Here is a 24,709-nt window from a genome sequence, read left to right as displayed (position 1 = left end):
TGTAACGGGGATATTCCTCATCAAGATATGGCTTTTAAGATGAAGAAAATTTTAGCTTTGCTGGTCATTGCACCATTGTTAGTTTCTTGTTCAGGCAATAAAAATCAAACAGACAACGACGCCTTTGTTAAAGATACTAACGGTTTTGATATTTTAATGGGGCAATTTGCCCACAACATCGAAAATATTTGGGGTTTAAAAGAAGTCTTAATCGCAGGTCCGAAAGATTATGTTAAATATACGGACCAATATCAAACTCGCAGCCATATTAACTTTGATGCCGGTACTATTACGGTTGAAACGATTGCCACGACAGATCCCGCAGCTCATTTGCGCCAAGCCATCATCACCACCTTATTAATGGGCGATGATCCTGGCTCTATCGATCTCTATTCTGATGCTAACGATATTCAGATCAGTAAAGAACCCTTCCTCTATGGGCAAGTGCTGGATAACAATGGCGAACCGATACGCTGGGAATGGCGAGCGTCTCATTTTGCTGATTATTTACTTCAAACCAGAATGCAGAAACGGACCTCAGGCTTGCATGTTATCTGGTCAGTCACGTTGCAATTAGTCCCTAACCATTTGGATAAACGTGCTCATAAATATCTGCCATTAGTGCGGCAATCTTCTGAACGCTACGGTGTAGAAGAATCACTCATCCTCGCGATTATGCAAACAGAATCGAGCTTTAACCCCTATGCCGTTAGCCGCTCTGATGCATTAGGTCTGATGCAGGTGGTTCAGCATACTGCTGGGCGAGATGTGTTCAAGCTGAAAGGGAAAGGCGGCCAGCCGAGTCGTAGTTATCTCTTTGACCCTGCAAATAATATTGATGCTGGGACAGCCTATCTGTCGATTTTGCAAAATACCTATCTAGGGGGCATTCAAAATACAACCTCGCGGCGTTATGCCGTTATCACCTCTTATAATGGTGGTGCAGGGAGCGTATTACGGGTGTTCCACAGCGATAAAAATCAGGCGGTAAATATTATCAACAGTATGGCGCCGGGGGATGTATTCCAAACGCTCACGACCAAACATCCATCGAGTGAATCTCGCCGTTATCTGGTGAAAGTGAACAGTGCGCAGAAGAACTACCGACGTCATTAGCGTTAAGTCGTTCTTGACCGAGTAAGAAAACTAAAATGGCACAGTTATCTGTGCCATTTTTTATTACTGGGTGATGACGTAGCCAAAGATACGCCGCCACTCTACATCACCTTTTTCGATATAAACGCCCTGCAATTCTGGCGAAAAGCCCGGCAGCAAATTAATGCCTTCTTCTAAAGCTAAGAAGTAACGTTGCACCGCCCCGCCCCACACTTCTCCCGGAACGACACACAGCACGCCCGGTGGATAAGGTAGTGCCCCTTCCGCAGCAATGCGCCCTTCTGCTTCAGCTATCGGGATCAGCTCGATATTATCGCGGATAAACTGGATATTGGCATCTTGCGGGTTCATGACAACCTGCGGGAAACTCGCTTTACGGAACATATCCTTTTGCAGCTGTTTAACATCAAAACTGACATATAAATCATGCATCTCTTGGCATAACTGCCGCAAAGTATAACCGCGATAGCGCTCTTCATTTTTACGATATATCGTCGGCAAAACGTCACACAGTAGTGCGTCTTGCTCAATATAACGCTCAAACTCTGCCAACATCCCAACCAAATGGGCCATTTTTGCTGGATTTTCTGCCGGTGTTAACAAAAATAGGATCGAGTTCAGATCGCATTTTTCCGGCACAATGCCATTTTCACGTAAGAACGTCGCTAATATCGCGGCAGGCACACCAAACTCAGTATATTGACCCGTGCTGGCATCAATTCCTGGCGTCGTCAGTAATAACTTACAAGGATCAACCAAGTACTGATCTTGGTTATATCCTTCAAACCCATGCCAACGTTCGTTAGGGACAAAGTTAAAGAAACGAGTGTCATTGGCGATGATATCAGTGTCGTAATCTTGCCAATTCTTACCACCTACCATCGGTGGAATAAAAGGCCGTAGCATTGAGCAGCGTTCTAATAACGATTTACGAGTTTCAATGCCCAGCTTAACGCAATCCATCCACATACGGCGGCCACTGTCACCAGAGTGTATTTTGGCATTCACATCCAGTGCGGCGAATAATGGGTAAAACGGGCTGGTCGATGCATGTAACATAAACGCATTATTAAAACGTTTATGATTGCAGTGACGTTTTTGCCCTTTTATGTGGTTATCTTTTTTATGCACCTGAGAGGTCTGGGAAAAACCAGCCTGCTGCTTATGCACTGACTGAGTCACAATAATCCCAGGGTCATTTTCCGTTAATTCCAGCAATAATGGCGAAAAATCCTTCATCATTGGAATAAATTGTTCATAACCTACCCACGCAGAATCAAATAGAATGTAATCACATAAATGACCAATACTATCAATCACCTGTCTTGCATTATAGACCGTGCCGTCATATGTGCCTAACTGAATAATGGCGAGTCTAAATGGCCGAACGTCTTCCGCACGCTCGGGTGCAACTTCACGTAATTGCTGGCGTAAATAGCGCTCATCAAAACAGTGGGCATCAATGCCACCAATAAAACCAAATGGATTACGGGCCGTTTCCAAATAGACCGGTGTCGCCCCCGCTTGAATCAATGCACCATGATGATTGGATTTATGATTATTGCGGTCAAACAAGACCAAGTCGCCACGGGTCAATAAAGCATTCGTGACCACTTTGTTTGCTGCTGAGGTCCCGTTCAGCACGAAATAGGTTTTATCGGCATTAAAGACTTTGGCTGCATATTTTTGGGCGTCTTTTGCCGCGCCTTCATGGATAAGTAAGTCACCCAATTTGACATCGGCATTGCACATATCTGAACGAAAGATCGTCTCACCATAGAATTCAAAAAATTGACGACCTGCGGGGTGTTTCCGGAAAAACTCGCCCCCCTGATGCCCCGGGCATGCAAAGGTTGAGTTTTTCATTTCGACGTATTTTTTCAACGTTGAGAAAAAAGGCGGTAGCAGTTTTTTTTGGTATTCACTCGCTGCCGCTTCTATTTGTGCGTTATAGAACCCTTTATTGGCTTCCCCGAGCGTGATCACTCCCTTAATCAGCGGCAAGTAATCCGTCGAAACCGTCTGTTCTGACATCACAGCAATAAAAGTAGGAATAGCAAAACCAAGCTCATGCAGTGCTGACAAGATACCGGCGTTCGCGTCTTCCACCGACATCACCACCGCGGCAACATCCGTAAAATCAGTTTGGTTGAGGTAAACCACTCCACGCTGAGTTTCTAGATAAGAAGCGAGACGGGCGCTTGTTGCTATTTTTAATAATGTCATATCACTTACTCTCAAACGGTCAGGTATGAGGCTGCCATGTGGCCTATACATGGTATCGCATGGTGGTGGTTACTGATGCGATGCCGGAAAATTGACGTTTTTATGCACACAGTTCCCTAACGGAAATGTCAGCTTGAATGATGGGTGAACTGGTTTCAGCACCGACCAATAAACATCATTAAAATCAGAGTGTTTGCTCTATTTTTAATCATGCCTAACAGTGGGCAACAGATGGCCTTACCGCATGGACGGAATAGGACGCTTAACAGAAGGAAGAGAGAAAAAAAGACGTTTGAGACGGTCAATATGCATTGGGGGGGTTAATAGTGCCATGATCGCCTCCTGTGTGATTGATTGAAATGCTGCGGACTATAAGCATGAATACTAATGCTAAAATTTGCGCAATAGTTGCATGTTTTATCCATTGGTTCAACCCTTGAAGCTTAATAAAAATGCATATTTAGTGAATATATAAGCTATTGTTATTTAACAAGCTTAAAAATAAAAAATCGACAAATCAATTAGATAAAACATTTTCTCGCCGGATTAAAAGTGAGTTAATTGATACCTTTCTAGCAACTTTTGCGTGAAAATAGAGCAACCGATCGCCTTTGCATCAGAAACTCATTGACGAGTGAGTGCCAATACGGTTTAATGCGCCCCGTTGCCCGGATAGCTCAGTCGGTAGAGCAGGGGATTGAAAATCCCCGTGTCCTTGGTTCGATTCCGAGTCCGGGCACCAATTTTAAAGAAACCAGCTTAATAGCTGGTTTTTTGCTTTCTGGCGTTTGGACTCTTCATCAAACAAGGTTCGATTATTCGCCCTGCAAGCAGGTCTCACCCCTTCGGGGCCGTCGCAAGCGACGTTCAACACCGCTGCGCGGGTTGTCCGAGTCTGGGCACCATTCATATCAACGGACCTCCACGGAGGTCCGTTTTGGCATTCTAAACCCGCCGACACCCACGTGTTTCCATCCATTAGTTCGAGGGATATCACCACGCTGAAAACACCCGATCTTCTGGTTCCTGTTAAAACGATTGAAGCAAAAGAGATTTACGAAATTGCCCCCCGTCCGCAACAACGAATCTCCACAATTATGTGATATGCAACACAGCCCGGTATCATCAGCTATAATCCGGCGGTTAATTGGGATATGACACGAAGGTAGATGTTTGTGGCCGCGGCTTCTGAGCTTTTCCAGAACAGTCATTCTGATTCATTCGGCGTCAACCCACCATTATATTGACGAGGTCTGAGCTGACTATCATATCCCGTAATATGAGCGCTGACGTTGCTGAAGCGATAAGGTAAATGCTTGCCGGATGTAGAGCATCGCCAGGTGAAAAACACCAACATTTTAAATAGTTAGAGGTTATAAGGGCTTACTGACGAAGGGATGAATGGCTTAATTTTTATTAAAAAGCCAATTATTGCAACAAGCCCATATTGAAACCTCGATAACTGAAAAGCGATGGTAGTATTTAAGTCGGGATTTCTTTCCATTTATTATAAAGCTCAACCAAACTAGTCACTTGATATTTTTTAAGTATATTAATTTTGTGAGAACTTATCGTTTTTGTACTAACACTCAATAAGTCCGCGACATCTTTAATGGTTAGTCCAAACATTAAAAGTGGTAGTATTTGATGCTCCCTCCCTGTTAATTTAGAGGATTGATTTTTACTGCACTGAAAAATATTGGGTGTGTTATTCAACGAAGTTACACATTGATAAAAACACTGATGTAAAATGGACTCTATTTCATTGACTGTTGCTGTCTTACAAAGATGCATTACATTGGCACTTTTGAAATATGAGTAGCCACCAGATAACTCATTGTCTTTTGAGTAAAAAATAATATTACTTGTTTTTATTTTTCTTCTGATCGTTATTAATGTATTAAACTGCTTCATAACGGGTATATTATCAACATCAAAAATAACAACTGGATTGACAGACATTAAAATCTCATGCTCAAATTCTGGCAATGAAGTACAGATCTTAATGACCGAACAGATTCTATCCGGCCGGTGCATGAATACAGGTTCTATAATCGCTCTTAAGGCAAACCGGATTAAGTCACTGCCACTGAATATAACAACATCTCTCATAAATCACCCTTTACATTTAGATTATCTAACGATTAATCGAATAAACAAACAGTTAAACGCAAAATCAAATATCTGGTGTGGATCAAAGAGTATGCGTTGAGACCTTCGCTGGTCTCCTTATCCATCCTGGTTTAATAGTGGTCAATCGTGAAAATAAGCACCGTTCATAACGGTAATAAATTACAGCAACTTTCAGCACCTTGAAATTACATGCTTATTAATTTCAAGGTGATTCATCAATAATCCATGGAGAAGTTGACTTCCCCATGACGAGGCTAATAACATTGTTTGATGTAAGTTATTAATAATAATTAATCAAAAACACCACTTTTCCATCAGCTCTTCCTGGCGAGACGGCCGATGCCGTTTGATAATATCGTGCCGATAACGGTATCTTCACTGATTGTTGACTGCTGGTGAGTGATACTGTGATATTTTTGGAAAAGTCCAAAAGAGACGGTGAACTCGTTGCACCATAACCCAATTGTATTCCAACACCTTTTGCTGCCGAAGCATTAGAACTGTCGATAGCAAAAATACCATTACTCGAATTCAATATTGCTGTCGCAGGGGTCAATTTGACGCTTAACGTATTATTTATAGGCTGACCCACTGTCGTAACACCACTCCCTGGTGACGTGTTGTAGGAGCTATTATTAAAATATCCATAGAAAACGGGACAGTTCGTCAGGTTAATTGATGCATCTTTCCAAGGTGTGGTCGATCCAATCCCGGTAAAATATTTACTCACCTCAAAAGACCCCATCGCAACATTCACATCGGGGGTAGTGCAGGTTTGAGACACAATATTCAAGCTACCACCAAAACTGAGGTTATAAATCGGTATCGGTGTACTATTTGTGAGCGTTGGGTCCGTCGAAAGATTTAATCTCACCCGCGGTAAAAGAGCGCCGTTAATCGTACCAGGAGATACCGGGCCTATTTTTATCAGAGACAGTACCGCATTGATTCTGACGTTAAAATTGAAGAAAGCATCTCCGGAATAGGTCGTTGTGTAGGCGACCGTTGGTAATGCTTGGTTGCTCAAGTCGCTCGACACAACAACCCCAATACCAGGAACCTGGGTCTGATAAACACGATTAGGGAAAGGAGTACCGCTCCAATTGGCTATCGTGGGTGTACTGGTATATTCAAGAGTTTGAGGCGCGTTAAAAGACCCCGCACCGCAAGTAAACGCATCTGTAGCGGTACCCGGATCTCTGAAATCCAGCCGATACACCACCGTTCCATTCGGCATATCAGGCCCGACAGTAATACTGGCAGGTGACAGGTTGGCAACAAAGGTCCGCGCCGGTGTGATTTTAGTGGTGCACGTCGCCAGTGCCAATGCATATTGGCTGCAACTCAATAATGCACTTAGCAAAATTAATTTATTAAGCTTATTCATATTATTACTCGCTTTGTGATCATTGAAGCAGGTGTAAATTCCAATGTTTACTTATTAACTCATCTCACCATGATGAAAATAACGTGAGAATATTTGTAATCGCTTAGGCACTATTTCTAATAATAATTAATGGTAAACGTTAGCCTTCCATCGGCCCTGCCGGGTTGTACTGTCGCACTGGTTTGGTAATACCGTGCGGATAATGGAATTTTAAACGTCGGTGTACCATCATTTGCTGGCGTAAATCTCGGGGTAGAACCAAAATTAAATGGCACCGGTGTTTCGGTATTATTCCCCGAACCTAATTGAATCCCTACACCTTGAGCTGCTGGCATTTGTGTCGATGAGTTGACTGCCATAATGCCACTGGCAGAATTAATAATAGGGTTTGATGGTGTCAGTGTAACTGTAATGGTATTCGCTTTAGAGGCTCCGGTACCCTGAGTGCCATCGTTTGAGTAAAAGAAATTCCGGCCATCTTCTTTCGTCCCATAAAAATAGGGGCAATCCGTAAATTTAATACTCGCATCTATCCACGGTGTCACACTGCCGACACTTTTAAATTCGGTATTTATATTATGACTGCCCAGTTGAACATTTATATTGCTGGGTGTTGTGCAGGTACGTGAAACTATATTGATAGAACCACCAAAGTTTGCCGTCAATATTGGCATGGTAGGTACACCCTGCACATTATAATCAACCCCAACCGTGAGGAGATTAGACCCGAGCAGAATACCGGGGGTTACCGGCCCTATCTTGACTAAAGAGATATCGAATTCAGGTGCAAAGCTGCGGGTGACGGAACCAGGGGCAGTTCCCTGGGTTCTTAACCTCGGAAACGGAGTGCCCGAGTACCAGGCAACAAAGCCAATACCTGGAACACCGGTTTCATATATTTGCCCGGGATAAGGGTTCCCATTCCAGGATGATAATGGCCTGGGTGCCAGCCTTATCACATCATTTACAGTAAAAGTATGGCCTCCATCGCAATTGATCGCAGGTTGAAACGATGGCTTGAAATATTGTCGGTACAGCACTGTGCCGTCTGGCATGTCAGGACCTACAGTAATATTGGCACCCTGAAGTTGAATGGTAGTATTTATCGCCTCCCTACCCGTGATATAGGTGCAATTCAATGCATATACTGATTTTATTGGTATCAAAACCAGACAAATCATCAGGATTTTTTTCATGATGTTACTCACTTTTTACTGTCGTAGCCCGGCGCTCATCAACCTGACCCTGAGGCACACATGTCGAGGTAAAACGCATCATCGCGCTGGCTTTACCATTGGCTAATTGTGGCGGCAGAATATAGTTGAGATAACATTGTTGGCCGGTACCTTCACCCCAGCTGACTTGCAAGCGACCCCGTTCTTCGCTGACCCGCGCATAAATCTGTCCCCCTTGACCGACAGAACCCACCACTTGGCCTTTCGTGTCTAACACTTGAGCCCCAAACGGCACCGGTTCACCATCCGATTGAGTGGCATTGACCAATATTGGGTACCCTTTGGTGCTTTTATATTTCACCATCACCACCGCACCGGCATTCGGGGCCACTTTCTGACTGGTCGATTCCAGCTCCACGTCATAAGAGGTGCCTTTCGGATCAATAGTGATCTCATTCATCTGGTAGGCCGTCAGATACGGCACCACAGCATAGCCCCGTGAATCAATTTTCACGCCGGAGTAGCCGGACACTTCGGCCCCTTCTGCCCCTTTGGCTTCCACCACCGCAAACGTTTCACTGCTGTACGGCGTTAATGTCACACCACCGGGATGAGCAATCATGCTGCCGGAGAGCCCGATAGAGCCACTTTGATAACTGCTGCTACCGCCATAAGAGGCCATCGTGGTGGCTTTAGAACCGCGGTACTGACCGTTGACACTGCCACTGGCTCCCGAGCCGCCGTTACTGTTCATGGCCGTCGCCCCATAACTGAACTGGCTTTGCTCGCCAGCACTGCCAGAGACAGATGCCTGTTCGCCCCAGTCTCCCTGACCGTTGCGGTTCATTTCCAGTCGCATTTGTGGCACGTTAGCTTTGTCATTCCGCCCTAACGGGAAGCTCATACTGAGCAGATAAGTATTCTGCATCTCGCCAAATCCAGAACGACTCCGGTTCACGCTGACGCCGTAGGTCATGCTTTTATAATTATTGCTGTAACCCATCTGATACTGCTGGTCACTGCCGTCCTTATTCCAGTAATCCTGCAAAGAGCCACTGATATACATTTGGCCCCACCCCTCCGGTAATCCCTGATTGGCGGTCACGGTTAAGCGATTTTTTGCCCGATAGATACGGTTGGCATCATAGCCCTGACGTTCAGCATCAAGAGTTTGCATCGCCGTGGAAAAATCCAGATAGCCCTGAGTCGAAAAGCGGTGCGCCGCCACACTCAGATTACTGTTGGTTTCAGTAATAACCTTGCTGTAGCTGACCTGATAGCTCTGGCCACTTTCATTGCCGTCCCGCAGCCGGGTATTGGCCTGCGTCACGTCAACCGCCACCGCCCCAATCGGGGTACTGAATGCAGTCCCGACCTGTACAGCCGCGTAATCTTCACTGGCCTGCACACCGGTATAACCGGTCATGCTGTTGTTCAGGCCACGCTGATAGGTTCCCTGATAAAGACCAGGGGTAAAGGAGAGTGAATCGTTACGCACTTTACCCACTGTCAGGCTGTAACGCTGCGAACCGGGCCGCAGTAACTGCGCTACTGCCGCAAACGGCACCTGAAAATTCTGTGTGCTTCCGTCAGCTTCACGTACCGTGACATCCAAATTACCGCCGTAGCCGGTAGGATAGAGGTCATCAATGATAAATTCGCCGGGAGAAACGGTGGTTTCATACAACACCTGACCGCTTTGGCGCACGGTAACCAGCGCATTGGTCCGCGCAATGCCGCGCACTTCAGGCGCATAGCCACGTAATGATTCCGGCAACATGCGGTCGTCGGTACTGAATTGTGCACCAGTAAACGGCACTGTATCGAACAACTGCCCAGTCGTATTGGATTCCCCCAACAACACGCGGCCCTTGGCTGCCGGAATATCCCGCTGCACATAACTGTTAATACTGGTGTATTTGCTATCACCATTTTCTTGCCAGTTATACGAGCCGTTATGACGGAAATACCATGAGCCGAGGTTTAATCCGGTATTAATCCCAGCAAAAGCCGAGTTAAATGTCTGTCCGTTGGATGAACTGCTGTAGCCATTGAGCGAATAGCCCAACATCCCTGACGTCACACCGCTGTCCCACAAAGCCGGATTGACAGTACCACGGGCGGTACGAAGTAACAGCGCCTGCGGAATAGCGATATCCAGTCGTTGTTCGCCGTTGTCAAAAACCACCTGAGCATCGGGGATCAGTGACTCCAGATCGACGCAGCCCGCTTCTTTTTTTAACGGGGCCAATGATTCAGACGGTAGAGCTTCTGTCTTGAGATTAAGACTGGCAATGACCGATGAAGATAAGCAGGCATGGACACTTTTATCCTCACGGGCCTTAAATTCCACCGTCTCATTGCCAATCAGGGTATTGTTTAAATAAATATCAGCGCGATAGGTGCCGGGCAGCACACTCCCCCCTTTCGAGAAGCGGCTTAAATCAATACCGGAACCACCGTGTTCGGTATTGAGAAAGATACTGTCAAACTCAGCTGACTGGGGATGACTGGTTTGAAGAGCGTTGGTTCCTTCGACACTATCGATAGGCTCAACAGCAAAAATAGTCGGTGATAAAAAAGTAGTCATAAGAGCAGCCGCCACGGGCGTTAAGCGACCACTACGGGAAAATGTCAGTGCAGGGTGTTTCATTATTCAATTATTCCGTAGTGTACAGACGTATTCCACCCCCACGAAATAGATGTGGTCATTAGCGAATGCTCTGTATGGCTGTTATCTGTTATATATAAATTAAATTAAGGCTTAATGGGCTGACTCAATTTATTGAGTGCGCCATAATCATTAACAAATTCAAAATCAACGCTATTACCGGCGGTATTTCCCGATAACGAAAAGGTCAGCGAGTTATTAGGGCTAATCATTTTGCCTTCAACCGGCGCTTGTTTACTGCCAGTCATGCCCACCGTGACCAAAGAAACATGAAACGGGGTCGGATTAGTCGCTTTCAGTCCACCGGGGACTTTGGTCCAGATCAAAGATTGTGCGGCATCATTTGGATTGCCCACTAACCCCGCAGGACGGAAGAATAATTTAATGCGGGAGCGGAATGCCATCTGTAAATAATTCTGGCTACTACCCGCATCTGCTTTAGCTGGGATTTCCAACACATTAAGCCAGAAAACAGATTCTTTATCTTTTGGTAAAGTCGCACCGGTATAACTAATACGCAGTGTCTGGCTTTTATTTGGCTCGACTCGGTTAATAGGAGGAGTCAGCACAAATGGCACTTTTAACGTTTCCGGACGGGCATTGACATCGCCATTGTCAATCCAGCTTTGTAATACGACTGGCCCAGTGCCAGTGTTATTAACCTTGACCGTCACTTCTTTTTGTTTCTCCGGATAAATCACCCGCGTTCCGGTAATAACCACACTGGCCTGAACAGAGTATCCGGTAAATAAAATCAAGAGTAAGGTTGAGAAGACGGTGAAAAAAAGACGGTTAATAGAGTTCATGACAACCTCGACACTTAATGAAAGAGTGCATATCCTAATTCTAGCGCTTGCCATCAAAAAGGGCAGATATCTGCCCTTTTATATTTCTTCGTGACTCGTTAATACTTATTTGTACTGGATAGAGTAAACCACGTTGCTGACTACAGTACCGGGAGTGGTTGCGCCATCAGCATAATATTGAACCGCATACGGCAGTGAAGCAGAACCTGTAGAAGCATCAATATACGTGGTGCTGGTCGTCTGGTTGCTGTTACCGGCTTTAATCGGTGCCATGGCGTTAGAAGCATCCAGAAGCTCCAAGCTAACCAGACCCGCAGTACCACTCACATTCTTCAGGTGGCCGGTAACCACATCGACACTCGGACCCGCTTCGAAGAAAGCAGAAACTGTTTTCAGCGTGCCAGTACAATTGCTCAGCGCCATGCTAAAACCGGTGTTGCCAGCAACCTGATTAGCAGAAGTCAATTGGCTAGTACCGACAGTTGGCAGTACAACTGTTGCATCTGCACCCTGGCCGTCGACAGAAACATCACAAGTAGAAGCGGTCAGTTCACCGTTAAAAGTGATGGTACCGGTAGAAGCCGCTTGAGCAGCGTTCACACCAGCGAATGCAGCAACGATTGAGGCAATAATAGCTAACTTTTTCATTTAAATTTCCAATTAGTAATAGATGTATGAGTTAAATAACTCAGTACTGATGTTTGTTCATTCGATTGTGGTAATGCCACAAGAATCCATTAGATATTTATCGCTACTTGGCAATAAGAGCAGTTAATGAGTTCTTTCAAAAACTCAGTGAATTTAGAAACTCAATATATGTATTGGTAGCGAAAACGACATCTTAAATATCTTTCTATAGTAGGAGTAAAGCGAGGTTCTAATATTCACAATTTCCGTACTGTATATAAACCACCTTGGAATCCCTGAAACATCCTATTCACTGCACTCACTGGCTATGGATTGAAGTATACACGATCAAATCATCTAGTAAATATCGATAACACAGATCAATGACCTGCAATCAATATTAATTTGCAGAATAAAATTCTTAATACATCCAGTCGCAAGGTTTTTTAGATCGTTCGAGCATAAAAAGGTAATCGTAAATATTGGTTTAGATCATTTTAGTAGCTTATTATGTTTTAATTTTGAAACTTAAATTAATCCTTTTCCATATAACAACAAGAATAATCTTATTATTCCGACGATTAACACTACAAATCAAAATAAAATTCCCACTCAAATGTAGGAATTGGATCATTATTTGATCTTTGTTTTTTAAAATTCCGCCTATATTCCTCATACTTATTTCTTATCAAAGACAAACTAAAACCATGATTATTAATAATTTAATTAATACCACAGTGTCAGAATTCATCTTAGGGAACATTTGAATGTAAAGAACCGAACAGAAGCCATTTTGGATAGCTAATCCCCTCTCTTACGCAGCCAATATAACTTTATAAATTATTGTTTACAGAGTAAAAAACCACAAATGTTATAAGAATCAATTTTAAGTGCCAGTGTATTATCCTTAAGTTATTACCCCCTCCCAATTATTGATAATGATTATTGTTAATTAATGTGGCAATGATTATTATTAACAAATGAGCATCAAATAGTATAAATAAGGATAACAAAAGGCAGAGTATAAAATACGGGATTTATCTTGATACCTTTTCACTTAATATAAGTTAAATATCATTCCGTGATATGGACTTTCGGCTGAGATTAATCATTACCCTGAGGTTACACCGAGTTCCACTTATCAAACGGAATACACCCTACGTATGACCTAAATATTAGACAGAATGCAATCGCTGGGGCTTTGGTTTGAACTGGGCTGGCGGCGGGAGCAACTGGCAGACCTAGATTGCCCATAAGCTTAGCTCAAAATCGATTTAGCTAAACGTCCATTTAATTTCAACAGCAACGCCTTCTTGACGGTATAATTTACTCAAACCAACAAAAAATTATTGTAATACGATAATTTTATCACCATACTCTGCAGGAAATTTCATTTTATTAAGGACGATTTAAGCATGAAACAACCTATAACCGACCAAAAGCAACATTCCTCGACTCGCCTCAGCTTGGTGGGCAAAGGCACGGCGATACTTGCTTGGGGGTTAGGCATTGTTTATACCGTCGGTGAGCTCTATATGTGGTTCAACCATGGGACCATTATGCTACAAGGGATTTTGCAAGCGTTTTCAGACAGTCAACCTCTCCTAGCCGAGCCGAGCTTTCAACTTTCCAAGATGGCAATCGCGCTGCTTTTTATTCTCAATTTCTTGCCGATTATCGTCACCTCTGCAGTTTGGTTGCTAGCTGGGCTTTTCTTCCTACGCTTATCCAGAAATGAGTTGTGGACTGCCCGTAACTTCAAGCTTCTATGGGCTGCAGGTATATTGAACATACTCAGCCCTTTCTTGTATCAACTGAGCTGGACAGGACAAAGCTTGGCGATCTCACTGGATTTACCACCGGGGGAAAGAATATTTGTATTTTCCTTAGGGCTATCAACCAACAGTGTTTATGATGTTGTCGTCGGTATCATACTTTGCGCATTCGCTTGGATGATTCGAGAATCTACTAAAATTCATCAAGAGAATGAGCTCTATATATAAGGTCTTTAGGTGGCAATTATAATTACACTTGATGTCATGATGGCCAAAAGAAAAATTCGCTCAAAGCAACTTGCTGCAGCGGTCGGTATAACTGAAGCCAATTTGTCGTTAATGAAGAATGGAAAAATAAAGGGCATTAAGCTTAATACTGTCGAGCGTCTGTGTAAGGCGCTGGAATGCCAGCCCGGCGATCTATTTTGCTATGAGGAAGACTCCGATCATGAATAAAGTTTTTTAGCCACCTTCAGTCGTTGTGACTGCTTAGCGGTTGTCCTTCATCGAGGGAGAAATCATGGAGGTTAATCGCTGAGGATGGTCACGGCAGTGGCTCTCGCAAGCTAATTTTTTAGCGCGCGCTCATACAAGTTTGAATAATAGCAACGCGTTATATTCCCTATCTTTTCGGGGATTTCCCCTGCCCGAAATTCGTGAACAATGGCATTCTTAGAATATTATTTGGAAAATACTTTTAATTGTTATTTATGGAGAAATATCATGCCTAATTTATTAATGCTTATTGCTTTACTTCGAAAATTAATAAAATTTATTGTTTCATTCTTTCTGATATCCACCCCGTTGATGGCTGTAGAGCCTTTGGTATTAAAGGATAGTGACTCGATGTTCTCCTATAAAGACAACAGAGCATGTATTAACAAGATCTGTTTGGAGTCCAAAAACAACAAAATGCCGGATATGTTCGAGAAACCTGATCGGTTTAGCCAGCGGGAGCGAACCGATCCATGGTCTACTTATGATTTTGATCATTCTAGCAATTTTGATAATTCCAGCAATAGCGTACGTCTTAGCATAGACCTTTAGCCGGGAGATTAACTCATCCACCAGCATAGCCACCTTGATGAAAGTGCTTTAGGGTTTGTTTATGCGGGTTCAGGCAAGGTTATAGTCGAGGGTAACGACAGCGTCTTTTTTATCACGTAGGCTTTCTAAAATTCGTTACTTTTGTTTTTTAGACGCAATTAAGCGGCAACTATTTCAACAAGAGATGACAATATGAAGAAGTTATTTAATATGAAATTAGTTAGAAAATTCACTGTCGTTGCACTCTTTATTTTCTCAGCACCCGCTTTCTCATTGAATCAGGAAACGAGTCACTTTGAAAAAGCATTACTCGGCCCAGAACAAATCAAAGAAGCCATTGCCTATCAGAAGGAAGCAGATAAAAATCAGGATGTTCAACCGGGAGAGGGGGAAAAATGGTTCGACGTTATCTTAGGGCAGGAACCTATTATCATCAGCGCGCCACATGCGACTCAACCATTCCGGGATGGAAAGTATCGTTTCTCTGACGGAGGAGGGACAGCAGCTCTGGCGATCATGTTGGGGAAACTGACGAATTCGACTGTTATCTTCACCACAAAAGCCTCCCCGTCAGATCCCAACTACTACGATGATAATGATTATAAAGTGCAGCTAGCCGAATTAATCAAAACTCAAAAACCGAAACTCATTATTGATATTCACGGCAGCCACCCTTTTCGGCCCTATGATGTCGATATTGGAACGATGAATGGAGAATCGCTGCTGGGTAAAGACGAACTGCTCACTAAACTCATCGCCTCATTACGAAATGAGGGCATTTCCAATTACTCTAATAACTATTTTGCCGCCTCCAAGAACGAAACCATTACCAAATTCGGCGCAGCACATGGCGTGCCAACGATCCAATTGGAATTTAGCAGCGTTTGGATGGTGCCAAGTGACGGTAATTATGAATCACATCGGTTTGCACAACTGCTCCAAGGCATGGTGCGTTACGTCAATAGTGTAAATAATGCCCCTTAAAACATGGCCGCCCCAGGGCGGCATAAAAAGTCGGGGGAAAGCACCATTGGCCGCGGCGACAACCCCCTATCGCAATACCAAGACAGTTTGCCGATTTTGAGCCCTTACACTGTCATCCAATCATCCCAAGCGGGTGTTGCAGATATTTTTTCCACAATAAAATCAATAAAACTTCTCACTTTAGGGTCCTGATAATGACCTGGGTGGTAGAGCGCAAAAAGGCTGTATTCATGCTCTTTCACATCATGATCGAGCAAAACAGGAATCAACTCTCCATTAGCTATATGATCCCCCAGCAGATAAGTTGGCAAATTGACGATCCCTTGATGATGAAGAGCCGCCTCTAATAACCCCAACGTGCTATTCACTTCAACGATATTATTGGTTTTTAATGCCTGTGAATGACCGTCGTCATCTATAAATTGCCAGCTATCGGACACATTTGGATTGATTAGGCAATCGTGTGACTTTAAGTCTGCTTGAGTTTTAGGCACACCACGATGTTCTAAATAACGCTTACTCGCGCAATAGACCCAGTTGATCTTACATATTTTTCTTAAAGCAAAGTTAGTCGGCGGGTGCGCGGTAATACGCAGAGCAATATCAATATTCTCTTCATTCAGATTGATATTTTGATCGTTAAGATCAACCGACAGCCTGACATCTGGATTGATATTTCGATACTCACTGTACAAACGCATCAGATGGCAAACGCCAAAGGCAATTGAACAGGTAATTTTAAGCTGGCCCTGCGGGTGACTGCGGAAACTGGAGGTATTGACCAAAGAATCATCAAGATCCATCAACAAGTGCTGCGCACGAAACAATAGATATTTACCGGGTTCGGTTAAAATAAGGTTGCGTGTCGTCCTTTTTAGCAAAACGACACCAAGGTGTTCTTCCAGTTGAGAAATACTGCGGCTCACCGAAGAGGGCGTCAGGTTCAATTTCTGCGCCGCGGCTGAGAAGCTATTACATTCCACAACCTTAATAAAAATCTCTAACTGCCGGAAAATAGCGTAGTTATCAATTTTTGCCTTAAATAAAACTGAAGATTTGCTTGAAGACATCATCTGCCAATACCCCTTTTATGAGTTTATGCTGGCGGGCGAATCTGGCAACGGAGTATCCACAATACTCTAGATTAGTAAAATTCCCATTATCTTACAGTGAGCTATATTCTTTGGAATGGGATGCTATCTGCATTTTTTATGCCTATTTCTATCAAAACACCCTAGAAATAAGACAGACATCAACTTTTGCGTTTTATGCACAAGTCTTTTCATTTAATAGCACTGCCAACGACTGTTAGTTTAGCTTCCCTGTACGTACTATGCCTGTATATCAGTATGGTTTTTTGGCATACATGATGTTTTAAAAAAACATCTCATTTCGTGAGAATACTAATTCTAATTATCTTGCGACAGGAAGAAAACGATGAATAGCATAATAAACGCAGATACAAAATCAAAAACCGCTTATAATAACGTTCCTTTTACTCGATATGACTTCGGCTGGGTTATTCTCTGTATTGGTATGGCGATTGGCTCCGGTATTGTGTTTATGCCGGTACAAGTGGGCATTAAAGGTATTTGGGTCTTTATTGCCTCTGTTATCATTTCATATCCCGCCATATATTTGTTGCAAAGTCTTTATCTTAAAACACTGTCAGAAAGTGAGAACTGTGAAGATTATACCAACGTCATCACACAATATTTGGGCCGAAACTGGGGCTTCTGGCTAGGTATTGCCTATTTCCTGATGCTATTGCACGGAATGTTTTCATACTCTCTCGCCGTCACCTTTGACAGTGCCTCCTACATCCAAACCTTTGGGCTGACCGAAGGGCTACTATCAAACTCTATCTGGTATGGATTGGCGGTTCTGGTGGTATTAGTTAGCATTGCCGCTCAAGGAGAACGCTTACTATTCAAGATATCCGGCCCGATGGTTTGCATAAAATTCGGCATCATTGTCGTATTAGGCATTGTGATGGTCCCGCATTGGAACTTTAATAATATTACCGCCTTCCCTGCGCTGTTGCCGTTTATGCGCGACGTGTTTTTAACATTGCCCTTTACCCTGTTTTCTATTTTATTCGTTCAAATACTTAGCCCCATGAATATTGCCTATCGTAAAATTGAATCAGATAAGCGTATTGCCACTTATCGAGCGATTCGCGCTAACCGTGTCGCTTATATTATCCTTGCGGTTGCCGTATTGTTCTTTGCCTTCTCATTCACCTTTGCCATTAGCCATGAACAAGCCGTTTCCGCTTTTGAGCAAAATATCTCCGCACTTGCCATTGCAGCACAGGTTATTCCTGGATCAGTTGTTAGAGTCATGAGTGCGTTATTGAACATTTTTGCCATATTAACGGCATTCTTGGGTATTTATCTCGGTTTCCAAGAAGCAATCAAAGGGATTGTGACCAATATTATTTGTCGCTTTATTCCAGAGGAAAAGATAAATCAGAAAGTACTTCATATTGCGATTAGCGTTGGCGTTGTATTAGGCTTATGGGCTTGGATTTCAACCCGCTTCTCTATCCTGTTCTTTATGCAGCTCGGGAGCCCTTTGTTTGGTCTGGTATCATGCTTAATTCCTTGCTACCTCGTTTATAAAGTCGAAACACTGCATAAATTTAAGGGACCAGCAGTTTGGTTTATCACTTTCTTTGGCATATTACTTTGCTTATCACCCTTCTTTAAATTTTTCGAATAAATGATGATTGTCGATATTGCTCTATTCAATGAGGTTAGCAATGAGTAAAAAACCAAACTCGGATTTCAGCATGGGCACCCGTATTACACAGGTCGGCAGAGATCCCGCGAAACAAGCCGGTTTTGTTAACGCCCCCGTTTATCGAGGTTCAACGGTTATTTTCCCGACCGTTAGCGATATTGAACATAACCGAGCCGAATTTAATTACGGAACGATGGGAACGCCGACAATCGCCAACCTGGAGAATGCTTGGAGCGAACTGGCAGGTGCAGCAGGAACCGTATTGTCACCATCAGGACTGGGTGCCATTGCGCTGGCATTACTGACAACACTGAAAGCCGGTGATCACCTGCTCATGCCAGATAGTGTGTACAAACCCACCCGCCTATTTTGTGCTGGGATGTTGGGCAAAATGGGCATCGAAACCACCTACTATGACCCTTTAATTGGCGCTGACATAAAAACCTTGTTCCGCCCGAATACATCGACCCTGTTTTTGGAATCGCCTGGTTCTCAAAGTTTTGAAATTCAAGATATCCCAACGATGACAGCGTTAGCGAAAAGACAGGGGATCGCGACCATCATTGATAATACTTGGGCCACACCGATATTTTTCCGCGCCCATGAACATGGCTGTGATCTTTCCGTTGAGGCCGGCACGAAATATTTAGGGGGACATTCCGATTTACTCATGGGTGTGGTTTCTGCCAACGAGGATTGGTGGCCTAAATTACGGGAAACCTATGATCTGATGGCAATGTTGCCAGGTGCAGAAGACTGTTTCCTCGCCCTGCGGGGGTTACGGACGATGTACTTGCGATTGAAAGAGGCCGAAAAGCGCGGTCTGGAGATGGCTCACTGGCTTAAATCCCGCCCGGAAGTATTGAAAGTCCTGCATCCTGCGCTCCCTGATTGCCCAGGACATGAATTTTGGCAACGAGATTTTAAAGGCTCGTCTGGCCTTTTCTCTCTTATTTTACAACCGGAATACACCAAAGCTGGCGTTGATAATATGTTGGATAACATGTCTATTTTCGCCATGGGCTACTCTTGGGGAGGGTTTGAAAGCCTCGTGATTCCTTTTAATTGTGCTGAATATCGTACCGTAACGCAGTGGCAACCCGGCGGTCGGGCACTGCGTTTGCAGATTGGTTTGGAAGATATGGATGAACTGAAAGCCGATCTGGCACAAGGGTTTGAGCGCTTAAAACAAGCGGTCTAGAACATCATTTCCATTAAGGTGATCGACGATGCTCGGTCACCTACTCTTCTCCTACTTTTCCCCTAATGATAATTGGCGCAATCGCCGAATAAATGGCCCTGATTCATCGATAACAACCTGCGACGATGGCTGGTTGAGGCATTCCAATGAGATGGCTCCTTGATAGCCGGAAAACTGGAGTTGTCGATAGATATCATCAAAAGAAAGATGGCCGTACCCCGGAAACGCACGATTAGAATCGGCAAAATGCACGTGCCGTAACCGAGTCCCCATCAGTTGGATCGCCTGTGCAAAATGTTGATCCTCAATATTCGCATGAAACACATCCCATAGAATGCCAACATGAGACGGTGAGCCAATGAAATCAAGGAAAGACACCATCTCGGCTGCGCTGTTGATATGTTCCACCTCATAGCGATTTAGCGCTTCTATGATGAGGGTGACACCACTGCGCTGAGCATAATCGAGACAAGGGCTTAATCCTTCGGCCAGTAAATGGCAGTAATTATCGGCACTGAGTGAGTATCCGGATGCGCGCAATGAACCAATGGTGACATAGGACCCCAGTGTTGCCGCGGCATCAATATGGCGATAAATACGTTGTTGAGTACGCTGTAATACTGCGGGATCTTGCGTCAATAATGACAGACCGTCTCGCTTACGGGCCTGCCCACTGGCAATCGTCGTACACTTCAGATCATGCGCTGCTAATGCCTTGGCTATAGTCTTAATATCGATATCGTTATAATCAGAAATACACAGCTCAGCCGCATCAAAGCCGCTCTCTTGCAACCAAGCAAGTCCCTGATAAAAATCCGCAGCGCGGAAAGGGGAAAAAATGGCATCATACTGGCAGGTGAGCGTCGCACTAAATTTAATCATCATCTCATTCCATGTATAAATAGCTAAGCCTTGCTCCCCGATGCAATAGCACGGGGGAGCTTATATTGAGGGCGATGCAGGTTATTTCATGGCGCGCTTTAGGATACGTTCGGCATTTTTGGCAAAGAAAGAGGCTGCCTCTTTCACGGTGAAATCTCCTTGGTCTATTTTCTGAATTGTTTCATGGTAAAGAGAGACAAACTGCGGGTAATCGAAATAAGGTGACGTGGGAATATTGTGGGGCAGAGCCATAAATGATTTCAGCCCTGCGACAGCAATACTGCTTTCCTGAATCGTGCCATCCTGCAATAACTGCTGATAGGCTTTGTCACTGATCGGTACGCCTCTCTCCAGCCCCATCGCTTTGATGCCTTCAGGTTCGTTCATCAGGAAGTTAACCAATAAAGCGGCTTCTTCCGGATGCTTCGTCGTGCGGCCAATGCTAAACATCATGGTAGGTTTAAAGAATAAGCCCGCATCTTTTGCTCCTGGCAACATGAAGAACGGCCCCAGTTCCAGCTTGTTATAAGGCGGCTGTAGACTATTTTCATACATGGTAGCGTTGGTATTCCACATATAAACGCCACCCCACGCGCCATTAATCCATGGCTTCATTTCCCACGTATTCGCTTTTCCATAAGAGGCTAAGACACGCTTGGAAGGGAATACATGGCTGTCGACCAGATCTTTATAAAGTTGGAAAAACTCTTCCCACTGTGCGGCGGTGTAATTGAATTTTCCTGTTTTTTCATCAATAGCAGGAATGTTGTATTTCTGCGCCATATAAGAGTGCAACAGCGTCAGTGATTCCATGTAGTCCAGAACCAATGGATAGCTATTGTTATTTTTGGCTTTAAACGCGATTCCGGCAGCTTTCAGCTCATCCCAACTTTGCGGATAAGCAACCCCCATCTCTTCCCAAAGCTTTTTATTGTAATAGAAACTGCGGGCGGTCATGGCGACCGGAATACCGTTAAGTTTGTTATTTACCGTCACGCTATTGAGCGATTCTGGGTCATATTGCGTCAGATCGAGCGTCTTAGCGACTTGACGCAAATCATAAAATCCAGAGCCATTCTTGGAGAATATAGGCAGCCAGTTCCAGTTGGTTTGGATAACATCAGGCTCTTTGCCACCGGCGATTTGGGTAGTAAAGCGTGATAAATACCCCTCCCAACCCGCATACTCTGCCTGAACTTTGATATTGGGATACTGCTGCTCAAATGCTTTTATTGCCTGAAGTGTCGCTTGATGGCGGCTATTTCCCCCCCACCATGAAAATCTTAACTCTACGTCTTCCGCCAGCGCCATGCCGGATGTGGCTAACAACAAGATTGAAGCAATAATTCCTGGTGTCTTAAACATAACTAAACCCTCTTATTATTATTGAATACTGTCGAGAATTGAGGCTGGAATAGTGGCAAGGTACAACGCCGGCAGACCATCTTTATCCGAGGAGAAGAGCACACTCTTTTCATCGGGTGTAAAGGAAGGATGGGGATGAGTCACTTGACGATCGCCATCGAGTACCGCCCACGAACTACTGTGCTTCGCTATCCTGTGGTTCTTTTGGTTCTTCAGATCGAAGAGGTAGAGGTAAGGGTCAGTGGCATCGCCATACTTGTCATTGTCGACGATGTCGATAGGCTTGCCAGAGCCGTCACCGACCGCCAATTGCCCATTGTGATTGCTCATCACATGTGAACAAGGCGGCATCGCGACAATTTTTTCATCCAGACCCGTATCAGGGGAAACTCGGCATAAATAGCGCACTGGACTGTCTTTTACATAGGTGACGTACATCATGGCCGAGCCATCCGGCACCCAAAATTCATGGGTATAACTTTCCCCTGGTGCCGGTTGTTTAACCCGACGAATATGGCTTCCATCTTCATTCATCAGCCACATGCGGGTTTCTACTCGATCCAGTGGCCCCTCATGGCAAAATGCCACGGTATTATCGTCATAAGGGCGGTATATCGGGTGACCTAGCCACTGGTTTTCCTGTAACAACGTCGTGCGGTGCCCATTGTGCAAATCCACTCGAATCACTCGGCAAAGTGGCTGTTCTTCATAAAACTGTTGGAATACAGTCCAGTCACTGACCGGTCGCCAGCTATCGCGATGGATTTCCACGCCAACCAGCTTGGTACAGTCAGAGTTAGCCACCCAAGTGCCATAGCCGACCCACTCATCCGCCACCTGATACACCGAGATCTCTGACAAGTCCTTCAATGTCACGCGCATCAGGTTACGTTCACTTTTGACGTAATAGAGATACTGTTCGTCAGGCGAGAGGAACCCGCCAAAGGTGTTATCTCCTGCCCCTTCGGTCAATTGAGTCGCGATCCCGCTGGACAATTCAAGCCGGTAATAATTACGGAACCCGTCGAATTCTGCGGCGAAAATCAGTGAGCGCCCTTCGTCCAGAAAACACTTTTGATAAAAGTAGTTACGATGACAAATCACATTGGTGGGTGTCAGCCTAGTGACCCGTGAGCCCGTATCTTCGTCGATATACTCATGATATTCGAGTGGATAAATATCGCCCTTTGCCATGGTTATTGCTCCCTGTTATGCCGCGACAACAGTTTTCTGCCGACGGGTAATTGATCGATAAAAATAGGTTGATTGTGTTGCATGGATAAATTGCCGCAGATCCCCGTCAGAATGGACATCGCGCCTGCGTGACTATCTGCACGTCGCTTTAGAGGGTCTGGACCGGGATTGCCAAATAGCTCGGCTAATATCAAGGCATCACCGCCGCCATGCCCGCCTTGCCCGTATTCAACCGCAATACGCTCAGGCGCACCGAACATCGGATACCATGTAATTTCGCAGTCCATCAGGCTGCCTTCTTCTTTGCGTTCTCCCCCACCATTGACGTAGGAGTTCTCCACCAGCTTCATTTCCAGCCGACCTTTACTGCCGTTGAAGGCAATATTTAATCCCTCCCAAGGTTGATAAGCATTCAGGGAGTAAGTTAATAAGGTCTTGTTGCGGTACTTCACCATGACCGCCAAGGTGTCTTCGATACTGATGCCATCGCTAAAAACGCTTTGATCACGCAGGTAGCCATCTTCGTGCTCTGCATCTAGATACAAACTCTTGAGCATGTCTCGCTCTGCCATATGCAGGGCAAAGGGGTCGTTGCGGGCATGTGGGGCGTTGTGACAGCGCGGGTAGAAATCTGTCACGCCGCGATTCTCGGCATTTTCCTTGCCATAAAAACGCAGGTCACCCTGAGCAAAGACGAATTCGGGTACTGAATCGAGCCAGAAGTTGACGAGATCGAAATGATGGGTGGATTTGTGCACCAGCAATCCGCCGCTGTTACGTTTATCGCGATGCCAACGGCGGAAATAGTCGGCACCATGTTGAGTATTTAGCAGCCATTCAAAGTGCACGGAAAAAATATCACCCACCGTGCCATTGAGGATTAACTCGCGCAGTTTGCTGTGATGGGGTGCATAGCGATAGTTAAATGTGACACGCAGATCGCGCCCCGTTTTTTCGACGGTCTCCACAATGGCAAGACAGCGTTCGGCATCAATCGTCATGGGTTTTTCTGTAATAACGTCGCATCCCAATTCCATTGCACGGATGATGTAGCGGTCGTGTGTGCGATCCACGCTGGTGACAATCACAATATCGGGCCGATGCTGGGTAATCATTTGTTCAAAATCGGCGGCTTTCCACGTCGTGACCGCTGGATGGCCCCATTTTTCGAGATTGCGATTGGCATAATCCATGCGCGTTTGATTCGAATCACACAGTGCGACCAGACGTGCTGTTTGTCGGTAGGTGGTCGCAATGGCCTCCAAATACATCCCCGAACGCCCGCCAGTGCCGACCAGTGCATAGGTCTTCATATACTCGTTTCCCCTTCCTTTCGCTGATTCACAGGACTGCGATTGACTCACCACAACCCCCG

Annotated in this window: 18 protein-coding genes, 1 tRNA gene and 1 pseudogene; 8 read left to right on the top strand and 12 right to left on the bottom strand. The window is 44.8% G+C overall.

The window, feature by feature from the left end:
* Positions 1 to 39: 39 nt before the first annotated feature.
* On the top strand, positions 40 to 1,116 hold the full coding sequence (gene mltC / locus DA391_RS04150) for a membrane-bound lytic murein transglycosylase MltC (protein ID WP_050082331.1): 1,077 nt from the start codon (positions 40 to 42) through the stop codon (positions 1,114 to 1,116).
* A 63-nt stretch (positions 1,117 to 1,179) separates the two neighbouring features.
* Here the strand turns inward: mltC and speF are convergent, their stop codons facing one another.
* On the bottom strand, positions 1,180 to 3,342 hold the full coding sequence (speF, locus tag DA391_RS04145) for an ornithine decarboxylase SpeF (protein WP_108087401.1): 2,163 nt from the start codon (positions 3,340 to 3,342) through the stop codon (positions 1,180 to 1,182).
* A 666-nt stretch (positions 3,343 to 4,008) separates the two neighbouring features.
* On the opposite strand from speF, the gene DA391_RS04135 reads away from it, so the two are divergent.
* Positions 4,009 to 4,084 (top strand) — tRNA-Phe (locus DA391_RS04135).
* Between the two features lie 205 nt (positions 4,085 to 4,289).
* Positions 4,290 to 4,442, top strand: a pseudogene (locus tag DA391_RS24425) (phage integrase central domain-containing protein); the annotation flags it as partial.
* 382 nt (positions 4,443 to 4,824) lie between these two features.
* On the opposite strand, the gene DA391_RS04120 reads toward DA391_RS24425, so the two are convergent.
* From DA391_RS04120 to DA391_RS04095, 6 genes are all read right to left on the bottom strand, one after another.
* Entirely contained in the window at positions 4,825 to 5,454 is a 630-nt protein-coding gene (locus tag DA391_RS04120) for a helix-turn-helix transcriptional regulator (RefSeq protein WP_050287510.1), read from the bottom strand.
* Positions 5,455 to 5,755: 301 nt separating this feature from the next.
* Positions 5,756 to 6,862 (bottom strand): fimbrial protein, encoded by a 1,107-nt coding sequence (locus DA391_RS04115; protein ID WP_050879115.1) that lies wholly within the window; start codon positions 6,860 to 6,862, stop codon positions 5,756 to 5,758.
* Positions 6,863 to 6,978: 116 nt separating this feature from the next.
* A complete protein-coding gene (locus tag DA391_RS04110; protein ID WP_050287512.1) occupies positions 6,979 to 8,058 on the bottom strand; it encodes a fimbrial protein in 1,080 nt (359 codons plus the stop codon).
* A gap of 4 nt (positions 8,059 to 8,062) precedes the next feature.
* Positions 8,063 to 10,690, bottom strand: a complete 2,628-nt coding sequence (locus tag DA391_RS04105; RefSeq protein WP_108087400.1) for a fimbria/pilus outer membrane usher protein — start codon at positions 10,688 to 10,690, stop codon at positions 8,063 to 8,065.
* Between the two features lie 104 nt (positions 10,691 to 10,794).
* Positions 10,795 to 11,514 carry a fimbrial biogenesis chaperone gene (locus tag DA391_RS04100; RefSeq protein ID WP_108087399.1) on the bottom strand — a complete coding sequence of 240 codons (720 nt, stop codon included), beginning with the start codon at positions 11,512 to 11,514 and terminating at the stop codon, positions 10,795 to 10,797.
* 105 nt (positions 11,515 to 11,619) lie between these two features.
* The gene (locus tag DA391_RS04095) at positions 11,620 to 12,162 is read right to left on the bottom strand and encodes a fimbrial protein (RefSeq protein WP_050083288.1); all 543 of its coding nucleotides are present in this window, start codon (positions 12,160 to 12,162) and stop codon (positions 11,620 to 11,622) included.
* A gap of 1,394 nt (positions 12,163 to 13,556) precedes the next feature.
* Between DA391_RS04095 and DA391_RS04090 the strand changes: the two genes are divergently transcribed.
* From DA391_RS04090 to DA391_RS04075, 3 genes are all read left to right on the top strand, one after another.
* Positions 13,557 to 14,144 (top strand): hypothetical protein, encoded by a 588-nt coding sequence (locus tag DA391_RS04090; protein ID WP_050286714.1) that lies wholly within the window; start codon positions 13,557 to 13,559, stop codon positions 14,142 to 14,144.
* Positions 14,145 to 14,153: 9 nt separating this feature from the next.
* On the top strand, positions 14,154 to 14,372 hold the full coding sequence (locus DA391_RS04085) for a helix-turn-helix domain-containing protein (protein WP_050083286.1): 219 nt from the start codon (positions 14,154 to 14,156) through the stop codon (positions 14,370 to 14,372).
* A gap of 783 nt (positions 14,373 to 15,155) precedes the next feature.
* Positions 15,156 to 15,947: a ketol-acid reductoisomerase gene (locus tag DA391_RS04075; protein ID WP_108087398.1), complete on the top strand. Its 792-nt coding sequence runs from the start codon at positions 15,156 to 15,158 to the stop codon at positions 15,945 to 15,947.
* Positions 15,948 to 16,051: 104 nt separating this feature from the next.
* On the opposite strand, the gene DA391_RS04070 is transcribed toward DA391_RS04075, so the two are convergent.
* A complete protein-coding gene (locus DA391_RS04070) occupies positions 16,052 to 17,017 on the bottom strand; it encodes a LysR family transcriptional regulator (protein ID WP_050083296.1) in 966 nt (321 codons plus the stop codon).
* A 466-nt stretch (positions 17,018 to 17,483) separates the two neighbouring features.
* Here DA391_RS04070 and DA391_RS04065 point away from each other — a divergent pair, with 466 nt between their 5' ends.
* Positions 17,484 to 18,671 (top strand): amino acid permease, encoded by a 1,188-nt coding sequence (locus DA391_RS04065; RefSeq protein WP_230820137.1) that lies wholly within the window; start codon positions 17,484 to 17,486, stop codon positions 18,669 to 18,671.
* 40 nt (positions 18,672 to 18,711) lie between these two features.
* Entirely contained in the window at positions 18,712 to 19,893 is a 1,182-nt protein-coding gene (gene metC, locus DA391_RS04060) for a cystathionine beta-lyase (protein WP_050083284.1), read from the top strand.
* A 51-nt stretch (positions 19,894 to 19,944) separates the two neighbouring features.
* Here the strand turns inward: metC and DA391_RS04055 are convergent, their stop codons facing one another.
* The 4 genes from DA391_RS04055 to DA391_RS04040 form a co-directional block, all read right to left on the bottom strand.
* Positions 19,945 to 20,778 (bottom strand): sugar phosphate isomerase/epimerase family protein, encoded by an 834-nt coding sequence (locus DA391_RS04055; RefSeq protein WP_080986322.1) that lies wholly within the window; start codon positions 20,776 to 20,778, stop codon positions 19,945 to 19,947.
* A gap of 78 nt (positions 20,779 to 20,856) precedes the next feature.
* Positions 20,857 to 22,140 (bottom strand): ABC transporter substrate-binding protein, encoded by a 1,284-nt coding sequence (locus DA391_RS04050; RefSeq protein ID WP_050286716.1) that lies wholly within the window; start codon positions 22,138 to 22,140, stop codon positions 20,857 to 20,859.
* An 18-nt stretch (positions 22,141 to 22,158) separates the two neighbouring features.
* Entirely contained in the window at positions 22,159 to 23,334 is a 1,176-nt protein-coding gene (locus DA391_RS04045; RefSeq protein WP_050083281.1) for an oligogalacturonate lyase family protein, read from the bottom strand.
* A 2-nt stretch (positions 23,335 to 23,336) separates the two neighbouring features.
* Entirely contained in the window at positions 23,337 to 24,647 is a 1,311-nt protein-coding gene (locus tag DA391_RS04040; RefSeq protein WP_019211774.1) for a Gfo/Idh/MocA family protein, read from the bottom strand.
* Positions 24,648 to 24,709: the final 62 nt, after the last annotated feature.

The sequence above is a fragment of the Yersinia massiliensis genome (assembly GCF_003048255.1).
GTDB lineage: Bacteria > Pseudomonadota > Gammaproteobacteria > Enterobacterales > Enterobacteriaceae > Yersinia > Yersinia massiliensis_A.
The sequence above is the reverse complement of the archived record's forward strand: the minus strand, read 5'-3'. Positions and strand labels throughout refer to the sequence as shown.